This is a genomic window from Pseudomonas sp. SORGH_AS_0211, assembly GCF_031453455.1.
Classification (GTDB): domain Bacteria; phylum Pseudomonadota; class Gammaproteobacteria; order Pseudomonadales; family Pseudomonadaceae; genus Chryseomonas; species Chryseomonas aestiva.
Map to the genome: position 1 here is coordinate 2,881,225 of NZ_JAVIZV010000001.1, position 18,460 is coordinate 2,899,684.

General features: G+C 68.1%; 12 protein-coding genes and 2 pseudogenes. 8 read left to right on the plus strand and 6 right to left on the minus strand.

The annotated features are described in order from the left end of the window. The first annotated feature begins 33 nt into the window (after positions 1-33). Positions 34-5,166 carry a DUF4011 domain-containing protein gene (locus QE393_RS13410; protein ID WP_310043986.1) on the plus strand — a complete coding sequence of 1,711 codons (5,133 nt, stop codon included), beginning with the start codon at positions 34-36 and terminating at the stop codon, positions 5,164-5,166. 1,003 nt (positions 5,167-6,169) lie between these two features. Here the strand turns inward: QE393_RS13410 and QE393_RS13415 are convergent. Further along, positions 6,170-7,525 carry an OprD family porin gene (locus QE393_RS13415; protein ID WP_273807864.1) on the minus strand — a complete coding sequence of 452 codons (1,356 nt, stop codon included), beginning with the start codon at positions 7,523-7,525 and terminating at the stop codon, positions 6,170-6,172. Between the two features lie 152 nt (positions 7,526-7,677). Between QE393_RS13415 and QE393_RS13420 the strand changes: the two genes are divergently transcribed. Continuing rightward, positions 7,678-8,616, plus strand: coding sequence for a DNA/RNA non-specific endonuclease (locus QE393_RS13420; protein WP_273807865.1), 939 nt, complete (start codon positions 7,678-7,680; stop codon positions 8,614-8,616). A 228-nt stretch (positions 8,617-8,844) separates the two neighbouring features. Here QE393_RS13420 and QE393_RS13425 read toward each other — a convergent pair whose 3' ends face one another. Continuing rightward, a complete protein-coding gene (locus tag QE393_RS13425; protein WP_273807866.1) occupies positions 8,845-10,026 on the minus strand; it encodes an MFS transporter in 1,182 nt (393 codons plus the stop codon). A gap of 95 nt (positions 10,027-10,121) precedes the next feature. Here QE393_RS13425 and QE393_RS13430 point away from each other — a divergent pair, with 95 nt between their 5' ends. After that, positions 10,122-10,679 (plus strand): TetR/AcrR family transcriptional regulator, encoded by a 558-nt coding sequence (locus tag QE393_RS13430; protein WP_273807867.1) that lies wholly within the window; start codon positions 10,122-10,124, stop codon positions 10,677-10,679. Positions 10,680-10,776: 97 nt separating this feature from the next. On the opposite strand, the gene QE393_RS13435 is transcribed toward QE393_RS13430, so the two are convergent. After that, on the minus strand, positions 10,777-11,790 hold the full coding sequence (locus QE393_RS13435) for a hypothetical protein (protein ID WP_310043989.1): 1,014 nt from the start codon (positions 11,788-11,790) through the stop codon (positions 10,777-10,779). A 124-nt stretch (positions 11,791-11,914) separates the two neighbouring features. Continuing rightward, a complete protein-coding gene (locus QE393_RS13440; RefSeq protein WP_310043990.1) occupies positions 11,915-13,261 on the minus strand; it encodes an Nramp family divalent metal transporter in 1,347 nt (448 codons plus the stop codon). Between the two features lie 218 nt (positions 13,262-13,479). On the opposite strand from QE393_RS13440, the gene mntR reads away from it, so the two are divergent. The 3 genes and pseudogenes from mntR to QE393_RS22580 form a co-directional block, all read left to right on the plus strand. Beyond that, the gene (gene mntR, locus QE393_RS13445; RefSeq protein WP_017640022.1) at positions 13,480-13,929 is read left to right on the plus strand and encodes a manganese-binding transcriptional regulator MntR; all 450 of its coding nucleotides are present in this window, start codon (positions 13,480-13,482) and stop codon (positions 13,927-13,929) included. Between the two features lie 101 nt (positions 13,930-14,030). Next, positions 14,031-14,807: pseudogene (locus QE393_RS22575) on the plus strand (PAS domain-containing protein); the annotation flags it as partial. A 99-nt stretch (positions 14,808-14,906) separates the two neighbouring features. After that, a pseudogene (locus QE393_RS22580) lies at positions 14,907-15,344 on the plus strand (methyl-accepting chemotaxis protein); the annotation flags it as partial. Between the two features lie 20 nt (positions 15,345-15,364). Here the strand turns inward: QE393_RS22580 and QE393_RS13455 are convergent. Both QE393_RS13455 and QE393_RS13460 read right to left on the minus strand, forming a co-directional pair. Beyond that, positions 15,365-16,531 (minus strand): MFS transporter, encoded by a 1,167-nt coding sequence (locus tag QE393_RS13455; RefSeq protein WP_310043994.1) that lies wholly within the window; start codon positions 16,529-16,531, stop codon positions 15,365-15,367. After that, the gene (locus QE393_RS13460) at positions 16,531-17,064 is read right to left on the minus strand and encodes an N-acetyltransferase family protein (protein ID WP_310043996.1); all 534 of its coding nucleotides are present in this window, start codon (positions 17,062-17,064) and stop codon (positions 16,531-16,533) included. Before QE393_RS13460 ends, QE393_RS13455 begins: the two co-directional genes overlap by 1 nt. Positions 17,065-17,163: 99 nt before the next feature. Here QE393_RS13460 and QE393_RS13465 point away from each other — a divergent pair, with 99 nt between their 5' ends. Beyond that, the gene (locus QE393_RS13465) at positions 17,164-18,051 is read left to right on the plus strand and encodes a LysR family transcriptional regulator (protein WP_273807873.1); all 888 of its coding nucleotides are present in this window, start codon (positions 17,164-17,166) and stop codon (positions 18,049-18,051) included. 77 nt (positions 18,052-18,128) lie between these two features. Then, positions 18,129-18,452, plus strand: a complete 324-nt coding sequence (locus QE393_RS13470) for a helix-turn-helix transcriptional regulator (protein ID WP_273807874.1) — start codon at positions 18,129-18,131, stop codon at positions 18,450-18,452. Positions 18,453-18,460 lie beyond the last annotated feature (8 nt).

The window sequence follows — 18,460 nt, forward strand, 5'->3', positions numbered from 1 at the left end:
TCTACCTTAGGCAATAAGCAAGGGTGGTAGGCGATGAGCGTGGATGTCGAACTGGTGCTGGCCGGCAAGATCGGCTTCGCGGCGCACCAGAACGCGGTGCCCGTGCTGCGCGAATTGCGCCTCACCCACAGCGGCCAGGAATCCCTCGCCGACCTCAGTCTGACGGTCACGGCCGAGCCGGCCTTCGTGATCCCGCGCACCTGGCACCTGGAGCGCCTGGATCCCCAGGGCACCCTCTACCTCGATGACCGCGACCTCGAATTCGACGCCGCCCTGCTCGGCAGCCTGCAGGAGAGCCTGGTCGCCCAGCTGACCTTCACGGTGCGCCAGGGCGATACGATCCTGCAGACGCGGCGCTATCCGGTCGAGCTGCTGGCCCGCAACCAGTGGGGTGGCGTGGACAGCATGCCGGAACTGGCGGCGGCCTTCGTCATGCCCAACGATCCGGCGGTGGATCGCCTCTTGGGCGCGGCCGCCGAGGTCTTGCGCCGCGCCGGCAAGTCCACGGCGCTGGACGGGTACGAGAGCGGCTCGCGGCGACGCGTCTGGGAGCTGGGCTCGGCGCTCTGGTCGGCGCTGTGCGGTCTGCAGCTGACCTACGCGGTGCCGCCCGCCAGCTTCGAGCGCCAGGGCCAGAAGATCCGCACGCCGGGCAGCATCCTCGACGGTGGCCTGGCCACCTGCCTGGATCTCGCCCTGCTCGCCTGCGCGGCGCTGGAACAGGCCGGCCTCAATCCGCTGCTGGTCATCACCCGCGGCCATGCCTTCGCCGGGGTCTGGCTGCAGCCCCAGGAGTTCGCCCAGCTGCTCACCGACGACGCCGAGCCGGTACGCAAGCGGGTGGCGCTCAAGGACCTGCTGGTCTTCGAGACCACCCAGGCCACCGCCTCGCCGCCGCCGTCCTTCAGTCAGGCCATGCAACTGGCCGAGCGGCAGCTGGACGACGAGACCTTCGTACTGGCCCTGGACGTCCGCCGTGCCCGCCTGCAGCGCATCCGCCCGCTAGCGGTGCCCGGCCAGCCGGCCAGCAACGCGGACGGTCTGCTGCTGCCGGGCGAAGCTCTGGAAGAGGCCCCGCCGCTGCCGGCGTTCGACGTGGACGTCGAGGCGGCACCGACCACCCCGGTCGGGCGCCTGGCGCTGTGGCAACGCAAGCTGCTCGATCTCACCACCCGCAATCGCCTGCTGCACGTGCCGGACAACGCCCGCAGCGTGCCCCTGCTCTGCCCCGAGCCGGCGGCGCTGGAAGATCGCCTGGCCGAGGGCCGGGCGCTGCGCCTGGTGCCGCTGCCGGACCTGGCGGTGAGCGGCCGCGACGCCGTGCTGCACGAAGCCCGCGAACACGAGAATCTCGACGACGAATACGCCCGCGGCGCCCTGGCCCGCGGCGAGGTGGTCGCCCCCCTGGATGCGACCAAGCTGGACGCGGCGCTGGTGGAGCTCTATCGCCGCGCCCGCAGCGATCTCGACGAGGGCGGCGCCAACACCCTCTACCTGGCGCTGGGCTTCCTGCGCTGGAAAAAGGCCGCCGACGATCCCAAGCACTACCGCGCGCCGCTGATCCTGCTGCCGGTGCGCCTGGAACGGCAGAGCGCCGCCAGCGGCATCACCCTGCACCTGTTCGAGGACGAGCCGCGCTTCAACCTGACCCTGCTGGAGCTCTTGCGTCACGACTTCGATCTGGACATCCCCGGACTCGACGGCCCGCTGCCCGGCGATGGCAACGGCATCGACGTGGACAACATCTGGACCAAGGTGCGGCGTGCGGTGCGCGACCTGCCCGGCTTCGAGGTCAGCAGCGAATTGCTGCTGGGCCAGTTCTCCTTCGCCAAGTACCTGATGTGGAAGGACCTCACCGAACGCAGCGACCAGCTGCTGGAAAGCCCGCTGGTGCGTCACCTGCTGGAACGCACCGCGGAGTCCGGCGCCTACCTGAGCGGCGGCAGCTTTCCCCGCGAGCGCGAGCTGGATCGCCAGGTGACCCCGGCGGAACTCTTCACCCCGCTGCCGGCGGATTCGTCGCAGTTGGCGGCGGTGCTGGCCTCGGCCGGTGGCCAGGATTTCGTGCTCGACGGCCCGCCCGGCACCGGCAAGTCCCAGACCATCGCCAACATGATCGCCCACAACCTGGCGCTCGGCCGGCGAGTCTTGTTCGTCGCCGAGAAGCGCGCGGCGCTGGACGTGGTGTATCGCCGCCTGGAGGCCCAGGGACTCGGCGAGTTCTGCCTGGAACTGCATTCGAGCAAGGCCTCCAAGGCCGAGGTGCTCAAGCAGCTGGAGCGCGCCTGGGATACCCGCGACGGCCTCGACGAAGAGGAATGGCTGGCCGAGGCCGCCGAGGTGGAGCGCCTGCGCGATCGCCTCAATGCCGTGGTGGAGCGCCTGCACCGGCGCTGGCCCAATGGCCTGACCCTGCAGCAGAGCATCGGTCGGGTACTGCGCGACGCCGCCCCCGATACCCCGCGACTCGCCTGGTCCAACGCCGACGCCCACGACGCCGAGGGCCTGGCCGAGCTGCGCAACGCCGTGCGGCGCCTGGCCCTGCACGCCGAGACCGGCCGCAGCCTGGCGGCGGATTTCGCCCTCTTGCCGGCCCATCCCTGGTCCAACGCCTGGCAGGATGCCCTGGTTACCGCCGCCGAACGGCTGCGCGACAGCCAACACGCCTTGCAGCAGGCGCGCCAACGCCTGCGCGATGTCCTCGGTCTGCCACTGGCGGACCAGGTGGCGCCCCGTCGCCTGCTGGAATTCGCCGAGTTGCTGCAGAACGCCGCTGGCCCGGATCTGGCCTTCGCCTTCGGGCCTGGCGCCGCCGAGCGTCAGCGCCAGCTGGGGCGCGCCCTGGAGTTGCTGCGCGACTACCAGACGCTGGAGCGCGAGCTGTCGGTGCCCTATGCCGCCGAAGCCTGTCGCCGTGTCGCCCTGACCCAATTGGAAACCGCCTGGGACGCCGCCGGGCAGCGCTTCTGGATCTTCGCCAGCCGCGCCCAGCGACAGGTCACCCAGGATCTCGCCCGCCAGGGCGAAACCCAGGGTCAGCCCGATGTGGCGGCCGATCTGCCGCGGCTGCGGCGTCAGCGCACCCTGCTCACCGAACTGGACGAACTGGCGCCCACCCTGGCCTGCATCAGTGGCTGGCAGGGTGTCACCAGCGATCTCGATGCCCTGCTCGCGCGCCGCGTCCTGGCGGAAAGACTGAGCGCGGCGCTGCCGGCCCTGGCCGAAACGCCCGAGCAGCTGCTGGCCCTGCGCCAGGCGGCAGCGCGCCGGTTGCAGCATCCCGAGGACCAGCCGGTGGACACCACCCTGGCCCCGGCCGGCAGTGCCTTCGCCGAGGCCCTCGACGCGGCCGAAGCCGCCCGCCAGGCATTCGCCGCGCAGGCGGGATTGGCCGGTGATACCGCCGCCGCCGAGCTGGTGCGTACCGCTGCCGCGCTGCTGCGTCAGCCAGGTCGCCTCAAGGCCTGGTGCGACTGGCAGCGCGTCCGCGAGGAAGCCGACGCCCTCGGCCTGGCAACTCTGATCGCCCGCGCCACGGTCGCTTCGGTCGAGGACCTGGCAGCCCTGTTCGAAACCGCCTATGCCCGCTGGTTCGCCGCCACCGCCCTGGACGCCGAGCCGTTGCTGCGCGACTTCGTCCCGGCCGAGCACGAGAGCGACATCCAGGCCTATCGCCGGCTGGACGATCGCCTGCAGACCCTGGCCGTGCGCCATATCCGCGCCCTGCTCTGCCACGGCCTGCCACCGAAGAACGACGCGGCGCGCCAGGGCGGCGGCTTCGCCGTGCTCAAGCACGAACTGCAGAAGCAGCGGCGGCACAAGCCGCTGCGCCAGCTGGCCCTGGAAATGGGCGACGCCCTGGCGCGACTGGCGCCCTGCATGCTGATGAGTCCGCTGTCCATCGCCCAGTACCTGCCGCCGGACGGCGGTCTGTTCGACCTGGTGATCTTCGACGAAGCCTCGCAGATCGCCCCCTGGGACGCGGTGGGTGCCATCGCCCGCGGCGTGCAGGTGGTGATCGCCGGCGACCCCCGGCAGATGCCGCCGACGCGCTTCTTCGACCGCGCCGCCGGCGAGGACGACACCGCCGAGGACCTGGAGAGCATCCTCGACGAATGCCTGGGCGCCGGCATCTACAGCCACAGCCTCAACTGGCACTACCGCAGTCGCCACGAGAGCCTGATCGCCTTTTCCAACCACCACTATTACGACGGCAAGCTCATCACCTTTCCCGCGCCGGAGATCCGTCCGAGCGCGGTGGAATGGCGGCGGGTGGACGGCGTCTACGCCAAGGGCAAGGGGCGGCACAACGCCCTGGAGGCCCAGGCCATGGTCGCCGAAGCGGTCAAGCGCCTGCTCGATCCGGCCTTCGCCGGTCTCAGCCTGGGCATCATCACCCTCAACAGCGAACAGCAGCGGCTGGTCACCGACCTGCTCGACCGCGCGCGTCAACAGCACCCGGAGATCGAGGCGCACTTCGCCGAGGACCTGGCCGAGCCGGTGGTGGTGAAGAACCTGGAAACGGTGCAGGGCGACGAGCGCGACCTGATCATGCTCGGCATCGGCTTCGGTCCCACCGAGCCCGGCGCCAATACGATGTCGATGAACTTCGGTCCGCTGAACAAGGACGGTGGCTGGCGCCGGCTCAACGTCGCCGTGACCCGGGCGCGGCGGGAGATGCTGGTGTTCTCCTCCTTCGATCCGGGGCTGATCGACCTCAATCGCACCAATGCCCGCGCGGTGCGCGATCTCAAGCTGTTCCTCGAATTCGCCCAGCGCGGGCCCCAGGCCCTGGCCGCCGCGGTCAAGGGTTCGCTGGGCGGGCACGATTCGCCCTTCGAGGAAGCCGTGGCCCAGGCGCTGCAGGCCAAGGGCTGGCAGGTGGTGCCGCAGATCGGCGTGTCGCGTTTCCGCATCGACCTGGGCATCGTCCATCCCGACCGCCCGGGCGACTACCTGGTGGGTATCGAATGCGACGGCGCCACCTACCACAGCGCCGCCACCGCCCGTGACCGCGACAAGACCCGCAGCGCCATCCTCCAGGGCCTCGGCTGGACGCTGCTGCGCGTCTGGTCCACCGAATGGTGGATCGACCGCGCCGGTGCCACCGAGCGACTGCATGGGGAGATCGAGCGGCTGCTGGAGGAATCGCGAGCGAAAGTCTGAAATGGGCTTCGCTGCGCTCAACCCAACCTACACGGCACTCGATCACACCGAACTGCCCCCTCTCCCCTTGGGAGAGGGTTGGGGTGAGGGTATTCCCGGACATGCCGATGGCCAAAGGTGGCAAGTAGCCAAGGTTGGACTTAGCTAGGTTGAGGCTACTCCATCGCCGTAGCTCAACAAGCCGCGCTCGATCCTGGCACCGTTGGTGAGGGCAACCCTCACCCCAGCCCTCTCCCCCAGGGAGAGGGGGCGGTTGGTCCGGCGCGGGGAGTGGTTTGCTCGTGGTAACACGCTGCCAAGGCGTCCGTAGCGTGGAAAACCGCGCAGCGTTTTCCACTGATCAACTGCACCTGGACGTGGATAAGGCTGCGCCGTTATCCACTCTACGCGGCTACCCCCTCTCCTCTTAGAGGTAGGCTGGGGCAAGGGCATTCCCGGACATGCCGATGCCAACGGGCTGTTGGGCTTCGCTACGCTTAACCCAACCTACGAGGCCCAGCCATGTAGGTTGGGTTGAGGCATCTCTATCGCGGAAGCCCAACAAGCCGCGCATGACCCTGGCACCGTTGGTGGGGGCAACCCTCACCCCAACCCTCTCCCCAAGGGAGAGGGGGCGATTGGGTCCGGCGCGGGGGTGGCTTGTCCCCTGGTGTCGCGCTGCCAAGGCGTCAGTAGCGTGGAAAACCGCGCAGCGTTTTCCGCTGATCAACTGCACCTGGACGTGGATAAGGCTGCGCCGTTATCCACTCTACGCGGCTACCCCCTCTCCTCTTTGGAGAGGGCTGGGGTGAGGTCATTCCTGGACGTGCCGATGGCCAACGGACCGTTGGGCTTCGCGACGCTCAGCCCAACCTACGAGGCACCCGCCCACACCGAACTACCCCCTCTCCCCCTGGGAGAGGGCTGGGGTGAGGGCATCCCCGGACATGCCGATGGCAACGGACTGTTGGGCTTCGCGACGCTCAACCCAACCTACAAGGCCCAACCTACAGAGCGCCGCCCATCAGAGGATATTCAGCGGATATTCGGTGATCAGCCGGGTCTCGGCCACGGTGCCGCCGGTGCTCTGGCTGCCGGAATGCCAGGCCTGGCGCAGGCGGAAGCTCAGGTCCTTGGCCGGGCCGTTCTGCAGGACATACTTGGCCTCCAGATCGGTCTCGTGTTCCTTGTCGCCGTCGCCATAGAGGCCGGCGTAGGCCGAATCCGCCGCCACGTGGGTGCCGTCGATGCCACTGCCACGGGTATGGCGCACCATCAGACTCAGGCCCGGCACGCCGTAGCTTTCCATGTTCAGGTCGTAGCGGGCCTGCCAGCTGCGCTCGCCCGGGCCGTTGAAGTCGGAGAACTGCATCGAGTTGCCGAGCAGGATGGAGTCACCGAAGGAACCCGGCACCGGCGCGCCGAAGACCGCGTAGTCGAAGGGCTGGTCGCCATGGATGCGCTGGTGGATCAGGGTGAAGGTGTGGGCGCCGGTCTGGAAGGCGGCGGCCAGCGAGCCGGCGGTGTTGGCGATGCTGCCGGCCTTGGCGCTGCCGGCGTCCAGGGTGCGATAGAGGTTGGCGTCGAAGGTCAGGCTCTGCTCGGCGGCCAGCGGCACCACATAGTTGAGGTTGCCGTAATACTGGTCCCAGACATCCTCGAAGTGGCCGGCGTAGAGCGAGGCGCTCAGGTGATCGCTGAACTTGTAGACGCCCCCGGCATAGCTGGCCGAGGCCGCTTCCACCCCCGCGTAGCCGGCGAAGATGCCGCCGTCCGAACCTGTGGTGCGCGGCGCCGTGGCGGCGGTGAAATGACCGCCTTCGAGCATCAGGTGATCGACTTCCTGGCTCACCAGGCTCCAGCCCCGGGCGGTCTGCGGAAACAGCCAGTTGCCACCCGCCGCCAGCACCGGCGCCGTGGGTTGCTGGTCACCGTACTTGAGCACGGTGTTGGAGACGCGCAGCTTGACCGCCGCGCCGCCCTTGCTGAATTCGCTGCGCTGGCTGCCGTCGCCGTCCACCGGCATGTTCGGGGTGTTGGCGTGGCCATCGCCGCCATCCAGCTTGAGGCCCAGGTAGCCATAGGCATCCACGCCCACGCCCACGGTGCCCTGGGTGAAGCCCGAGGTGTAGTTGAGCAGGAAGGCCTGGGTCCAGCTGCGCGGATCGCGACTGTTGCGCGCCGCGGCGCCATGGCCGTCGCCCTCGTTCTGGCGCAGGTAGTAGTAGTTGCGCAGCAGCAGGGTCAGGTCACCGTCTTCGACGAAGCCCTTGGCATCGGACTGCTGACTGGCCAGGGCGGCGCCGCTGAGGAGCAGGCCGGGCACGCCGAGCAGCCAGACGCTCCGACGGGCAAAGGGGGAAAACAGCGATAGCTTCATGGGCGGTTCACTCAGGGATCTCGGTTGGAATCGTTAGGTCGCGAACGAGTTTGCCAGCTAGCGCCAGTGCATACCACTTCGCTGACCGTCGTCATCGTCCGGTCACCTCCCTGTGCTGCGCTGGCGGTTCGCCCTCTGCGTCGAGACAACCCATGCCCAGCCAGCCCTTTGCCGTCGATCTCGCCTATCGTCCGCGCCTCGCCGACCTGCATCCCCTGTTGCCGGCGCAACCCGCCAACCTGAGAAGCGCCGCGCCGCGCATCACCCCCGCCGCCAGCCTGGCGGATCGCCAGGGTTACCAGGCCGACTTCCTGGGCGACTTCCAGGTCCCCTGGCCGCGTCCGAGCGCGCCCCTGGCCGGCGACGTCCATCCGCTGCCCGCCTCCGGCGATCGCCTGGACTACACCCACTTCTCGGTCAGCCTCTCGCGCAGCCGGCGGATGGCGCTCTGGGTCGGGGTCAACATCGATGGCGACCAGCACGTCGAGGTGCCCCGCAGTCGCGACGCCTGGGCCTACGACGGCCGGGTGCCGCTGGAGGCCCAGCTGGGGGAAGCGCTCTATGCCGACAACCTGCTCGATCGCGGCCACCTGGTGCGCCGCCAGGACCCCAACTGGGGCGCCGCCGCCACCCAGGCCAACCGCGACACCTTCCACTTCACCAACTGCGCACCGCAGATGGCCGCCTTCAACCAGCGGACCTGGCTGGAGCTGGAGGATTATCTGCTCGACAACACCCAGCGCTGGCAGGCGCGCATCACCGTCTTCAGCGGCCCGGTCCTGCGCGCGGATGACCGCCCCTATCGCGAGGCCCGGATTCCCGAGGCGTTCTGGAAGGTGGTGGCCTTTCTCGGTGACGACGGCAAGCCCTCCGCCAGCGCCTATCTGATCGACCAGCGCCGCGAACTCGACCAGCTGTCCATCGCCTTCGGCCGCCTGCGTACCTACCAGTGCAGCGTCCTGCACATCGAGCAGCTGACCGGCATCGACTTCGGTTCGCTGCGCGACCACGACGGCTTTTCCAATGAGGAGCGAGCCACTGGCAGCCCCGTCGAACGGGCCATCTTCGGCCCAGCCGACATTCTGCTCTAGGGCTTGTCTGTAACGTCGCCGAGCGAAGGTCAGGCAAGGCGCAACGACCAAGGGGAGTAACAGCCAACGGCTGGCCCGAAGGGTGAGCGCCAGCGAATCAAATCCGTGGGGAAGTGGACCGGGCTCGCGCTCGAGTTCACGAGGGGTAAATGAGCATTCCGACCGGGCTGGCGATCCAGCGGATTTTTAATGCCGCCTGACCGAGCGCAGGCCCTTTTCAGACAACGCCTAACCCGGCTGCACGCAGGCGCGCGGCAGGCTGTTGCGCACCCCCAGCGCCGCCAGCAGGATCACCCCGCCCAGATAGAGTTCGGCGGCGCCGGCCAGGCCCAGCCGCGGCACCAGGGCGCTGACCGCCAGGGCGGGCAGGCAGAAGGCCAGGTAACTGAGCACATAGAAGGCGGCCAGCAACCCGGCGCGCTGGGTCGGTTCCGCCAGCGGCAGCAGACTGCGGGTGGCGCCGAGAAAACCGCTGCCGAAGCCGACGCCGGTGACCAGGGTACCCAGGGCGAAGAAGCCCAGCTGACCGCTGGCCACCGCCAGCCAGAGCACTGCCGGACCGGCCACCAGGGTGCCCGCCCCCAGCCGCAGCAGGCGCGCCGCCGGCCAGAGGCGCAAGCCGTGCAGACAGGCCGCACCGGTGAGCGTCAGACCGGCCACCACCACTCCGCCAACCAGGATCGACGTCGTACCGGTCGCCGCCTTGACCAGCCCCGGCATCAACGACAGATAGAAGCCGCCCACCGCCCAGACCGCCAGCTCCAGCGGCAATACCCGCCAGAGCGTGGCGCGGGCCTGGGGCGGCACCGCCAGCTGGGGACGCAAGGCGGCGAGCAGGCCCGGCCGGCGCGGTACGCGGTCGGGCAGGCGCAACAGCGCCAGGCCCTGCAACACGAACAGCAGCAGGAACAGTCGATAGACCAGTTGCAACGGCGCCGGCGCGAATTCCACCAGCAGACCGCAACCCAGCGCGCCGACCGCCATGCCGAGCAGCGGCGTCAGGCTGTTCAACCAGGGGCCGCGCTCGGCATCCACATCGAGCAGCGCCGCCCCCAGGGCACTGGTGGCGATTCCGGTCGCCAGGCCCTGCAAGGCGCGGGCGAGCACCAGGTCGGCAAGGTCATGCGCCTGGTGGAACAGCAGCATGGAGCCGGCTTCCAGCACCAGCGCCGCCAGGATCACCGGCCGGCGCCCCAGGTGATCGGACAGCCGCCCACCCACCAGCAAGGCGGCCAGCAGCGCAAAGGCATAGACGGCGAACACCAGCGTTAGCCAGAAGGTGGAAAAGCCCCAGGCCTGCTGGTAGCTGGCATAAAGGGGGGTCGGTGCACTGGACGCGGCCAGGAAGGCCAGCAGTACCGAGCCCAGCAGCGTCAGGCGTGCGGAGGAAGAGCCGTTCAGAGAAGACATGCCCATACCTTAAAGCTAAATAATTGCTTTAAAGCCTGAACCCTTCCTGCGGCAAAAGCAATGCGTTTGCGTTAAGAGCCGGGTATCCTGTCACCATGACCAACAAGCAAGCCCGCCCCGGCGGCCGCAGTGCCCGCGTTCAGCAAGCCATCCACGAGGCCGTCCTGACGCTCCTGCAGGAGCAGCCCCGGGAAGCCCTCACCGTCCCCCTGATCGCCGCGCGCGCCGGGGTCACGCCTTCGACCCTCTATCGCCGCTGGGGCAATCTGCCCAGCCTGTTGGCCGACGTCGACCTGCAGCGCCTGCGCCCGGACCAGCCACCGGAGGACACCGGCAGCCTCAGAGGCGATCTCGAACGCTGGCTGGAACACTATGTCGACGACCTCGCCTCCACGCCGGGCCAGGCCATGCTCAGGGATGCCCTGGCGGCCACCGATCCGTGCTGCGCGGTGCGCTGTACCGAACCGACCCGGGAACGCCTGGAGCTGCTGCTCGAACGTGCCCACCGGCGTGGCGAGCCGGCACCGCCCCTGGACGCCCTGCTCGACGGCCTGGTCGCTCCGCTGATCTATCGCACCCTGTTCGGCGCCGAACGCCCCGACCTGGCGCTGTGCCTGCAGCTGCTCGCCCGGGTACTGCGGCCAGACCGCTAGGAAAAGCACCGGCCCCTAAACGACGAGGCCCGGACTGTCGCCAGTCCGGGCCGCGTGCCTTGACAGCGGATCCCGCGGGATCCGCCAGAGGTTACGCTTAGGCAGCGACCAACTTGTTGGCCGGCTGGGTACGACGACCCAGGGCACCACCGATGGCACCGACGATGCCACCGATCACCAGACTGATCAGCAGGACCCAGCTGGCCTGGGAGACCTTGCGGGCAGCCACGTCAGCCGCTTCGCGGGCCTTCTGCTCAGCCTGGGCCTTGAGCTCCTGGTACTTGGCATAGGCCTGCTGGTAGGTCTGCTGGGCCTTGTCGACGATGGCGTTGGCCTCGGCGTCGCTCTTGCCGGTGCGGGCCTTGATCAGGTTGACCAGTGCCTGACGGTCAGCGGCGTTCCAGGCCTGGTCGCCACGCTGCTTCAGACGATCCAGCAGGGCGCTCAGCTGGTCATCGGTCTGCTGCAGATTGTTGGCGCTGTTCTGGGCCGTGTTCTTGGCATCCTGTTCGGCGCCCTGAGCCTGCCGCTGCAGATTCTCCGGCTGCAGTTCGGTCTTGCCGGTCTGGCGCAGCGCGGTTTCCAGTTCGTTCTGCAGATCACCCAGGTCGAGCTGGATACCCTGCTGACGCAGCTGGTCCTGAACCTGGTTGGTCAGCGCCGGTGCCGCCTGGGACAGGCCGCTGCCGATCATCGACAGGCCGCTGCCCGCCACGTTCAGACCGGTACGCACCACGCCGCTCACAGCGCTGGACACCAGATAGACGCTGACCAGGGTCACGCTGGCCCAGACCAGGATGCCATGCAGGGCGCCTTCGCGCTGGGCCAGGCGACCGGCGATCCAGGCGCCGATGAAGACCGAGACCACGGCGCTGACGCCGACCCAGATACCGGTGCCCTTGCCCAGGCCGGACAGCGGATTGGCTTCCTGTTGCGGATCGATGGAAGCCGAGCCGATGGCGGTGCCGAGCAGGCTCAGCAGCAGCGAAACGGTCAGGGCGATGACCACGCCGGCGATGATCGAACTCCAGGAAATACGCTTCAACAGGGGCGCGGTCGCGGTGGCCGTGGTGGCTGCATAGGCTGGGGTGTGGCGGGCGTCATAGGACATGGCATGTGCTCCGGGTGGTTATGGGAAGAACTTATTGTGGTAACGGATTGATACCGTCACGCTTTTGGAAGTTCCCAAACCTTTGTTCCAGAGCCTTCAGAGGTCATAGGACCTCAGTTGTCCGCTATCCGAGCAGCATATCGGCCAGCAGCTTCACATTGAGGACCACGATCAATCCGGCGATCGCCCAGGCCAGCACCTGCGTGACCCGCCCGATCACGAAGCTCCCCATGAGTTGGCGATCCGAAACGAAGCGCACCAGCGGAATCACCGCGAAGGGCAGCTGCATGGACAGCACCACCTGGCTCAGCACCAGCAGCTTGGCCGTACCGCTCTCGCCGTAGAGACCGGTCACCACCACCACCGGGATCACGGCGATGCCACGGGTGATCAGCCGCCGCGCCCAGTCGGGAATACGCAGCGACAGGAAGCCTTCCATGACGATCTGGCCGGCCAGGGTCGCGGTGACCGTGGAGTTGATGCCCGAGGCCAGCAGCGCCACCGCGAACAGCAGCGAGGCGATGCCCACGCCCAGCATCGGCGACAGCAGGTGGTAGGCATCCTGGATCTCGGCCACGTCGGTGCGCCCGGCGCTGTGGAACACCGCCGCAGCGGTGATCAGGATGGCCGCGTTGACGAACAGCGCCAGCATCAGCGCCAGGGTGCTGTCGGCCACCGCCCAGCGCAGGCCCATGCGCCGCCCCGCCTCGGTTCGTGGGTAGGCACGGGTCTGCACGATGGAGGAATGCAGGTAGAGGTTGTGGGGCATCACCGTGGCGCCGATGATGCCGATGGCCAGGTACAGCGCGGCCGGATTGGTGACGATCTCCGCCTTGGGCAGAAACCCGTCGAACACCGCGGCCAGGGATGGCTGGGCCAGCACCATCTGCACGCCGAAGCAGACGAAGATCAGCGTCAATAGGGCGATGACGAAGGCTTCCAGCCAGCGAAAGCCGCGATTCATCAGCAGCAGGATGAGAAAGACGTCCAGGGCCGTGAGGATGGCGCCCCACATCAGCGGGATGCCGAACAGCAGATTCAGCGCGATGGCGGTGCCGATCACCTCGGCCAGGTCGCAGGCGATGATGGCGATCTCGCAGGCGATCCACAGCAGCAGGCTCACCGGCCGCGAATAGCGCGCGCGACAGGCCTGGGCCAGGTCCAGCCCGGTGGCGATGCCCAGGCGCGCGGCCAGGGCCTGCAGCAGGATGGCCATGAGATTGGAGAGCAGGATCACCGACAGCAGCAGGTAGCCGAATTGCGAGCCACCGGCCAGGTCCGTGGCCCAGTTGCCCGGATCCATGTAGCCCACCGAGACCATGTAGCCCGGGCCGACGAACGCCAGCAGCCGACGCAACCAGCTGCCGCCCTCGGGCACCGGCACGCTGGCGTTCATCCGCCCCAGGCTGGGCCGGGCGGACGGCGCAGGCTCCTGCCAGGCAGGCTCGACGTAGCTGGCGGATTCTTTCATGACGGACTCGTGCGGCTAGGTAGGACTACCCTTTGGAGAATTTAGCCTAGGCTAAAATTCACACATCCAGCAATAAAAAATCTCTATCTCATCCGTCGATAACGCCCATTGGCGAAGGAATCTTTGGTATTCGCCCGCAACTCGGTCAAAATGGCGCCCGCACGCGTCCTCCCGACGCGCCTCAGGTCTTTGCGGAGAAGGTCATTCAGGTGGGCAACATGACAAAGGACGACGAACTGCTGAATCGGTTGGTCGATCCATCCATTCATATGGAAGGTTTTCAACAGGTCCGCGAAGCCCATCGTCAGGAGCTGATCGAAGACTATGTCGAGCTCATTTCCGACCTCATCCGGGACGGTGGTGAAGCCCGCCAGGTGGACATCGCCGCGCGCATCGGCGTCGCCCAGCCGACCGTGGCCAAGATGCTCAAGCGCCTGGCCGCCGCCGGCCTGATCGTGCAGCGTCCCTATCGCGGCGTCTTCCTCACCCCCGAAGGCGAAGCCCTGGCCGAAGCCAGTCGCGCCCGCCACCATGTGGTGGAGACCTTCCTGCTGACCCTGGGCGTGGACGCCGATACCGCACGGCGCGACGCCGAGGGCATGGAGCACCATGTCAGCGAGGCCACCCTGGCCGTCTTCCGGCGCTTCATCGCCAGCCGTCAGGCCTGACGCCTGCGGCTTTAGTCGAAAGTCGCCCGGCTTCCCTTAAGAAAATCCCGGCACCGTCGAAGTAGTGGAAGTCATACTTTCACTACTCTCGGTGCCCTGCCATGTTTAATCGCCCGCTCAAGACCGAACTCGCCCAACTGCGTGCCGAGGTCGCCGAATTGCGTCAGTTGCACGCTGGCTTCGAAAGCCAGGCGCTAAGTCTTACCGTGGATGACCGGGGCAACATCGAGCGGGTCAACGAACGTTTCTGCCGGGAGATGGGCTACCGGCCGGAGAACGTGGTGGGGCGTCCGCTGGACGCCTTCATTCCCGAATACGTCAAACAATTGCCCTGCTATCGCGACCTCAAGAACGCGCTCAGCCAGGGCAACCAGACCAGCGGCATGTACCGCCTGCTGCGGGCCAACGGCCAGGAAGCCTGGCTCTATGCCACCTGGCAGCCGCTGCGCGACGCCGACGGCCGCATCCACAAGACCATCTGCTACGGCAACGACCGTACCGAACAGGTGGAGACCTCCACCGAGCACTCCGGTCTCATCAACGCCCTGCTGAGATCCACCGCGGTCATCGAATTCAACCTGGCCGGCGAGGTGCTCACCGCCAACGATCGCTTCCTGCAGGGCATGGGCTATTCGCTCAAGCAGATCCAGGGCAAGCACCACCGCATGTTCTGCACCAGTGAAGAGAGTCACTCCGCCGACTACCAGGCGTTCTGGGCACGGCTGAATCGCGGCGAATTCATCGCCAGCCGCTTCAAGCGCATCGACAGCCACGGTCGCACCGTCTGGCTGGAAGCCTCCTACAACCCGGTCCTCAACACCCGTGGCGAGCTGTACAAGGTGGTGAAATTCGCCACCGTCATCACCGCCCAGGTGGAGCAGGAGCAGGCGGTGGCCGAAGCCGCCAAGGTGGCCTTCGACATCTCCCAGCAGACCGATGAAAGCGCCCGTGAAGGCGCCGAGGTGGTGCAAAACACCGTCTCGGTGATGCGCAAGATCGCCGAGGAATTGCAGGTCGCTTCCAACGGCATCGAGGCTCTGGGCGAGCAGTCGCTGGTGATCAGCACCATCGTCAAGACCATCAGCGGCATCGCCGAACAGACCAACCTGCTGGCGCTCAACGCCGCCATCGAGGCGGCGCGGGCCGGCGAGCAGGGCCGCGGCTTCGCCGTGGTGGCCGACGAGGTCCGCCAGTTGGCCGGCCGCACCAGCAAGGCCACCGAGGAGATCGTCGGCGTGGTGCAGCAGAACCAGCAACTGGCGCAGACCGCCGTGGCCAACATGGCGGCGAGCAAGCACCAGGCGGAACAGGGCCTGCAACTGGCCAACGCCGCCGGCACCCGCATCACCGAGATCCAGGATGGGGCCCAGCGCGTGGTCGGTGCGGTGGGTCAGTTCGCCCGCCGCCTGAACTAGCTCACGGACTGGCGCCCCACTCAGGCCGGCGCCGGACGCCGCCGACCGAGCAGCCCCACCGCCGCCAGGGTCACGCCCAGGCTGACCAGCAGGCACAGCCCGAGCAGGCCGCGATCCCCCCAACTCTCCCGCGCCAGGGCATAGCACCAGGGCGCGGCCGCCGAGAGCAGGAAGCTCGGCGCCAGCAGCTTGCCGGTCAGGCGCGCATAGAGCGCCCGATCGAACAACTCCAGCGGCAGGCTGGCCCGCAGCACCGCCACCAGGCCGTTGAGGGCGCCATAGAGAAAGACGAAGCCGGCGGTGAGACCGAGATGGCCTTCGCTCGCCAGCGCCAGGGCGAAACTCAGCGGCAGGCCGAGGCCCAGCAACAGATTCAGCTGACGCGCCGAAAGCCGCTGGCCGGAAGCCAGTTCCGCCAGCCGCGCGCAGACCTGGCCGATCCCCCACAGCGCCGCCACCCCCACCGGCACCCCACGCTCGGCCAGCAGCGCCGGCAGATGGGCCGACAGTCCCGCGGAAAGAAAGCCGATCAACGCCATCCCGGTGGCGAACAGCACGCCGGCCAGGCGCGGCGAGCCGCCCCCTGCCGCGGGCGGCAATTCGGCACTGGGCAGGCGCCCACGCACATTGGGCAGCGGCAAGAGCAGCAGCACGCCGGCCAGGGCGATGCCGGCATAGACCACCAGCCCCAGGCGCCAGCCCAGCACCTCCAGCAGCCAGTGCCCCAGCGGCCAGAACACCGCCGAGGCCAGCCCGCCGAGCAGGGTGATGCGCACCATCACCGCCCGCGAGCGCTCGCCGGCCAGGCGCGCCAGGGTGGCGAAGGCGGCGTCGTACAGCGACAGGCGCATGCCCACGCCCAGGGTCACCCAGGCCAGGTAGAACAGCGGCGCCGACTGGGCCGCCGCCAGGCCCAGGCCCAGGCAACCCAGGGCATCGAGCACCAGGCCGAGTTGCAGGGTACGACAGCCGCCCAGGCGTTCGATCACCGCGCCGCTGAAGGGTGAGACCAGCCCCATGGTCAGCATCGCCAGGGAAAAGCCGCCATAGACCCAGCGCGCGTCCCAGCCCAGTCCCGCGGCCATCGCCGGGCCGTAGACGCCCGGCAGATAGAAGGCCAGGCCCCAGGCCAGCAACTGCATCAGTCCCAGTTGCCAGATGGCGCGATCGCTCGGCATCAATGTCATCAGCGCGTACCCGGGGTCCGCTCGCCCTCTCCCAGGCTGCGCTGCATCAGGACCGTATCCACCCAGCGCCCATGCTTGAAGCCCACCGCCTCGAAGGTGCCGACGGTACGGAAACCCAGCCGCTGGTGCAGGGCGATGGAGCCCTGGTTGGCGCTGTCGCCGATCACCGCCACCAGTTGGCGAAAGCCCGCCGCCGTGCAGGCCGCGATGATCTCTTCCAGCAGCCGCCGGCCGATACCCTGGCCACCCAGGCCGTCGCGCACATACACCGAGTCTTCCGCGGTATGGCGATAGGCCGGTCGCGGGCGATAGAGCACCGCATAGGCATAGCCCACCACCTCCCCGTCCAGCTCGGCCACCCGGTAAGGCAGCCCGGCCTGGCGCACAGCTGCCAACCGGCGTTCCAGCTCGGCCAGGTCCGGCGGCTCCAGCTCGAAGCTGGCGCAGCTGCGCAGCACATGTTCAGCATAGATGGCCTGGATGGCCGGCAGATCGGCGGGGGTGGCATCGCGCAACTGCAGGGCGGTGTTCACGGGAGAGGTCCATTCGCGGGGTCGATGAAGCGATCATGCCGGGACGGCCAGCCAAAGATAAAGCTATGCTCGGTTATCACCGGTATAAGCAAAACCTTCATGGCCGACCTCAACCTCACACAGCTGCAGACCTTCGTCCAGGTGGTCGCCACCGGCAGCTTTTCCGCCGCGGCCGATCGCCTGGGGCTGAGCCAGCCGGCGGTCAGCCTGCAGATCCGCCAGCTGGAGCGGCGCCTGGGCCTCAAGCTGCTGGAGCGCCTGGGGCGCGGACTCAAGCCCACCGCGGCGGGCCGTCTGCTGCTGGATCACGCCGCGCAGATCCAGACCGCAGTGGACCAGGCCCTGCAGGCGCTGGCCAGCCATGGCGAGACGGTCAGCGGACGGATCGCCATCGGCACCGGCGCCACCGCCTGCATCCATCTCCTGCCACCACTGCTGGGCCAGTTGCGCCAGCGCTTTCCACAGCTGGATGTGCGGGTCAGTACCGGCAACACCCTGGACGTCCTGCGGGCGGTGGAAGACAACCGCCTCGACCTGGGCCTGGTCACCCTGCCCGCCAGTGGCCGCAACCTGCAGGTGGAGCCGCTGCTGGAGGATGCCTTCGTCGCCCTGCTGCCCCCCGCCAGCTCCCTGCCATCGCACGCGCTGGCGCCGGCAGACCTGGCTGAGACGCCGCTTCTGGCCTTCGAGACCGGCAGCAGCACCCGGCTGCTGATCGACGACTGGTTTCGCCGCGCCGGCCAGGCCAGCCGCCCGGTGATGGAGCTGGGCAGCATCGAGGCGCTCAAGGAACTGGTGGCCGCCGGCCTCGGCTACAGCCTGGTGCCCGGCATCGCCGTGGCCACCGAGCACCATCGCCACGGACTAAGAGTGCAGCCGCTGGCACCGCCCCTGACCCGCACCCTGGCCCTGGTGCTGCGCCGCGACAAACCCCTGAGTCGCCCGCTGCAGCAGGTGCTGGAAGCGTTGCGACAGCTGCGCCGCTGATAGGGGCTCGACCAAACGCCCACCACGCCCTATCATTCAATGATTCAATGATTCAATGATTCTTGTATTATTGAACCATGAATGAAGAACTTGTCGTTTCCGCCCTTGCCGCCCTCGCCCACGCCCAGCGCCTGAGGGTCTTTCGCGCCCTGGTGGTCGCCGGCACGACCGGCCTTACCCCCAGCCAGTTGGCCGATCAGCTCGAGGTAGCCCGCAGCAACCTCTCCTTCCACCTCAAGGAGCTGGCCAATGCCGGTCTGGTTTCGGTGGAACAGCAGGGCCGCAATCTCATCTATCGCGCGGCCTATGACCAGATGAATGCCCTGCTCGGTTACCTGACCGAGCACTGTTGCGCCGGCGATGATTGCGCGGTCAGCGCACCGCCGCGCTGCTCCTGCTGACCTCCGTC

Coding starts and splice junctions, on each gene's coding strand:
- QE393_RS13410 (WP_310043986.1), top strand. CDS start 34: ATGAGCGTGGATGTCGAACTGGTGCTGGCCGGCAAGATCGGCTTCGCG.
- QE393_RS13415 (WP_273807864.1), bottom strand. CDS start 7,525: ATGAAGCTATCGCTGTTTTCCCCCTTTGCCCGTCGGAGCGTCTGGCTG.
- QE393_RS13420 (WP_273807865.1), top strand. CDS start 7,678: ATGCCCAGCCAGCCCTTTGCCGTCGATCTCGCCTATCGTCCGCGCCTC.
- QE393_RS13425 (WP_273807866.1), bottom strand. CDS start 10,026: ATGTCTTCTCTGAACGGCTCTTCCTCCGCACGCCTGACGCTGCTGGGC.
- QE393_RS13430 (WP_273807867.1), top strand. CDS start 10,122: ATGACCAACAAGCAAGCCCGCCCCGGCGGCCGCAGTGCCCGCGTTCAG.
- QE393_RS13435 (WP_310043989.1), bottom strand. CDS start 11,790: ATGTCCTATGACGCCCGCCACACCCCAGCCTATGCAGCCACCACGGCC.
- QE393_RS13440 (WP_310043990.1), bottom strand. CDS start 13,261: ATGAAAGAATCCGCCAGCTACGTCGAGCCTGCCTGGCAGGAGCCTGCG.
- mntR (WP_017640022.1), top strand. CDS start 13,480: ATGACAAAGGACGACGAACTGCTGAATCGGTTGGTCGATCCATCCATT.
- QE393_RS13455 (WP_310043994.1), bottom strand. CDS start 16,531: ATGACATTGATGCCGAGCGATCGCGCCATCTGGCAACTGGGACTGATG.
- QE393_RS13465 (WP_273807873.1), top strand. CDS start 17,164: ATGGCCGACCTCAACCTCACACAGCTGCAGACCTTCGTCCAGGTGGTC.
- QE393_RS13470 (WP_273807874.1), top strand. CDS start 18,129: ATGAATGAAGAACTTGTCGTTTCCGCCCTTGCCGCCCTCGCCCACGCC.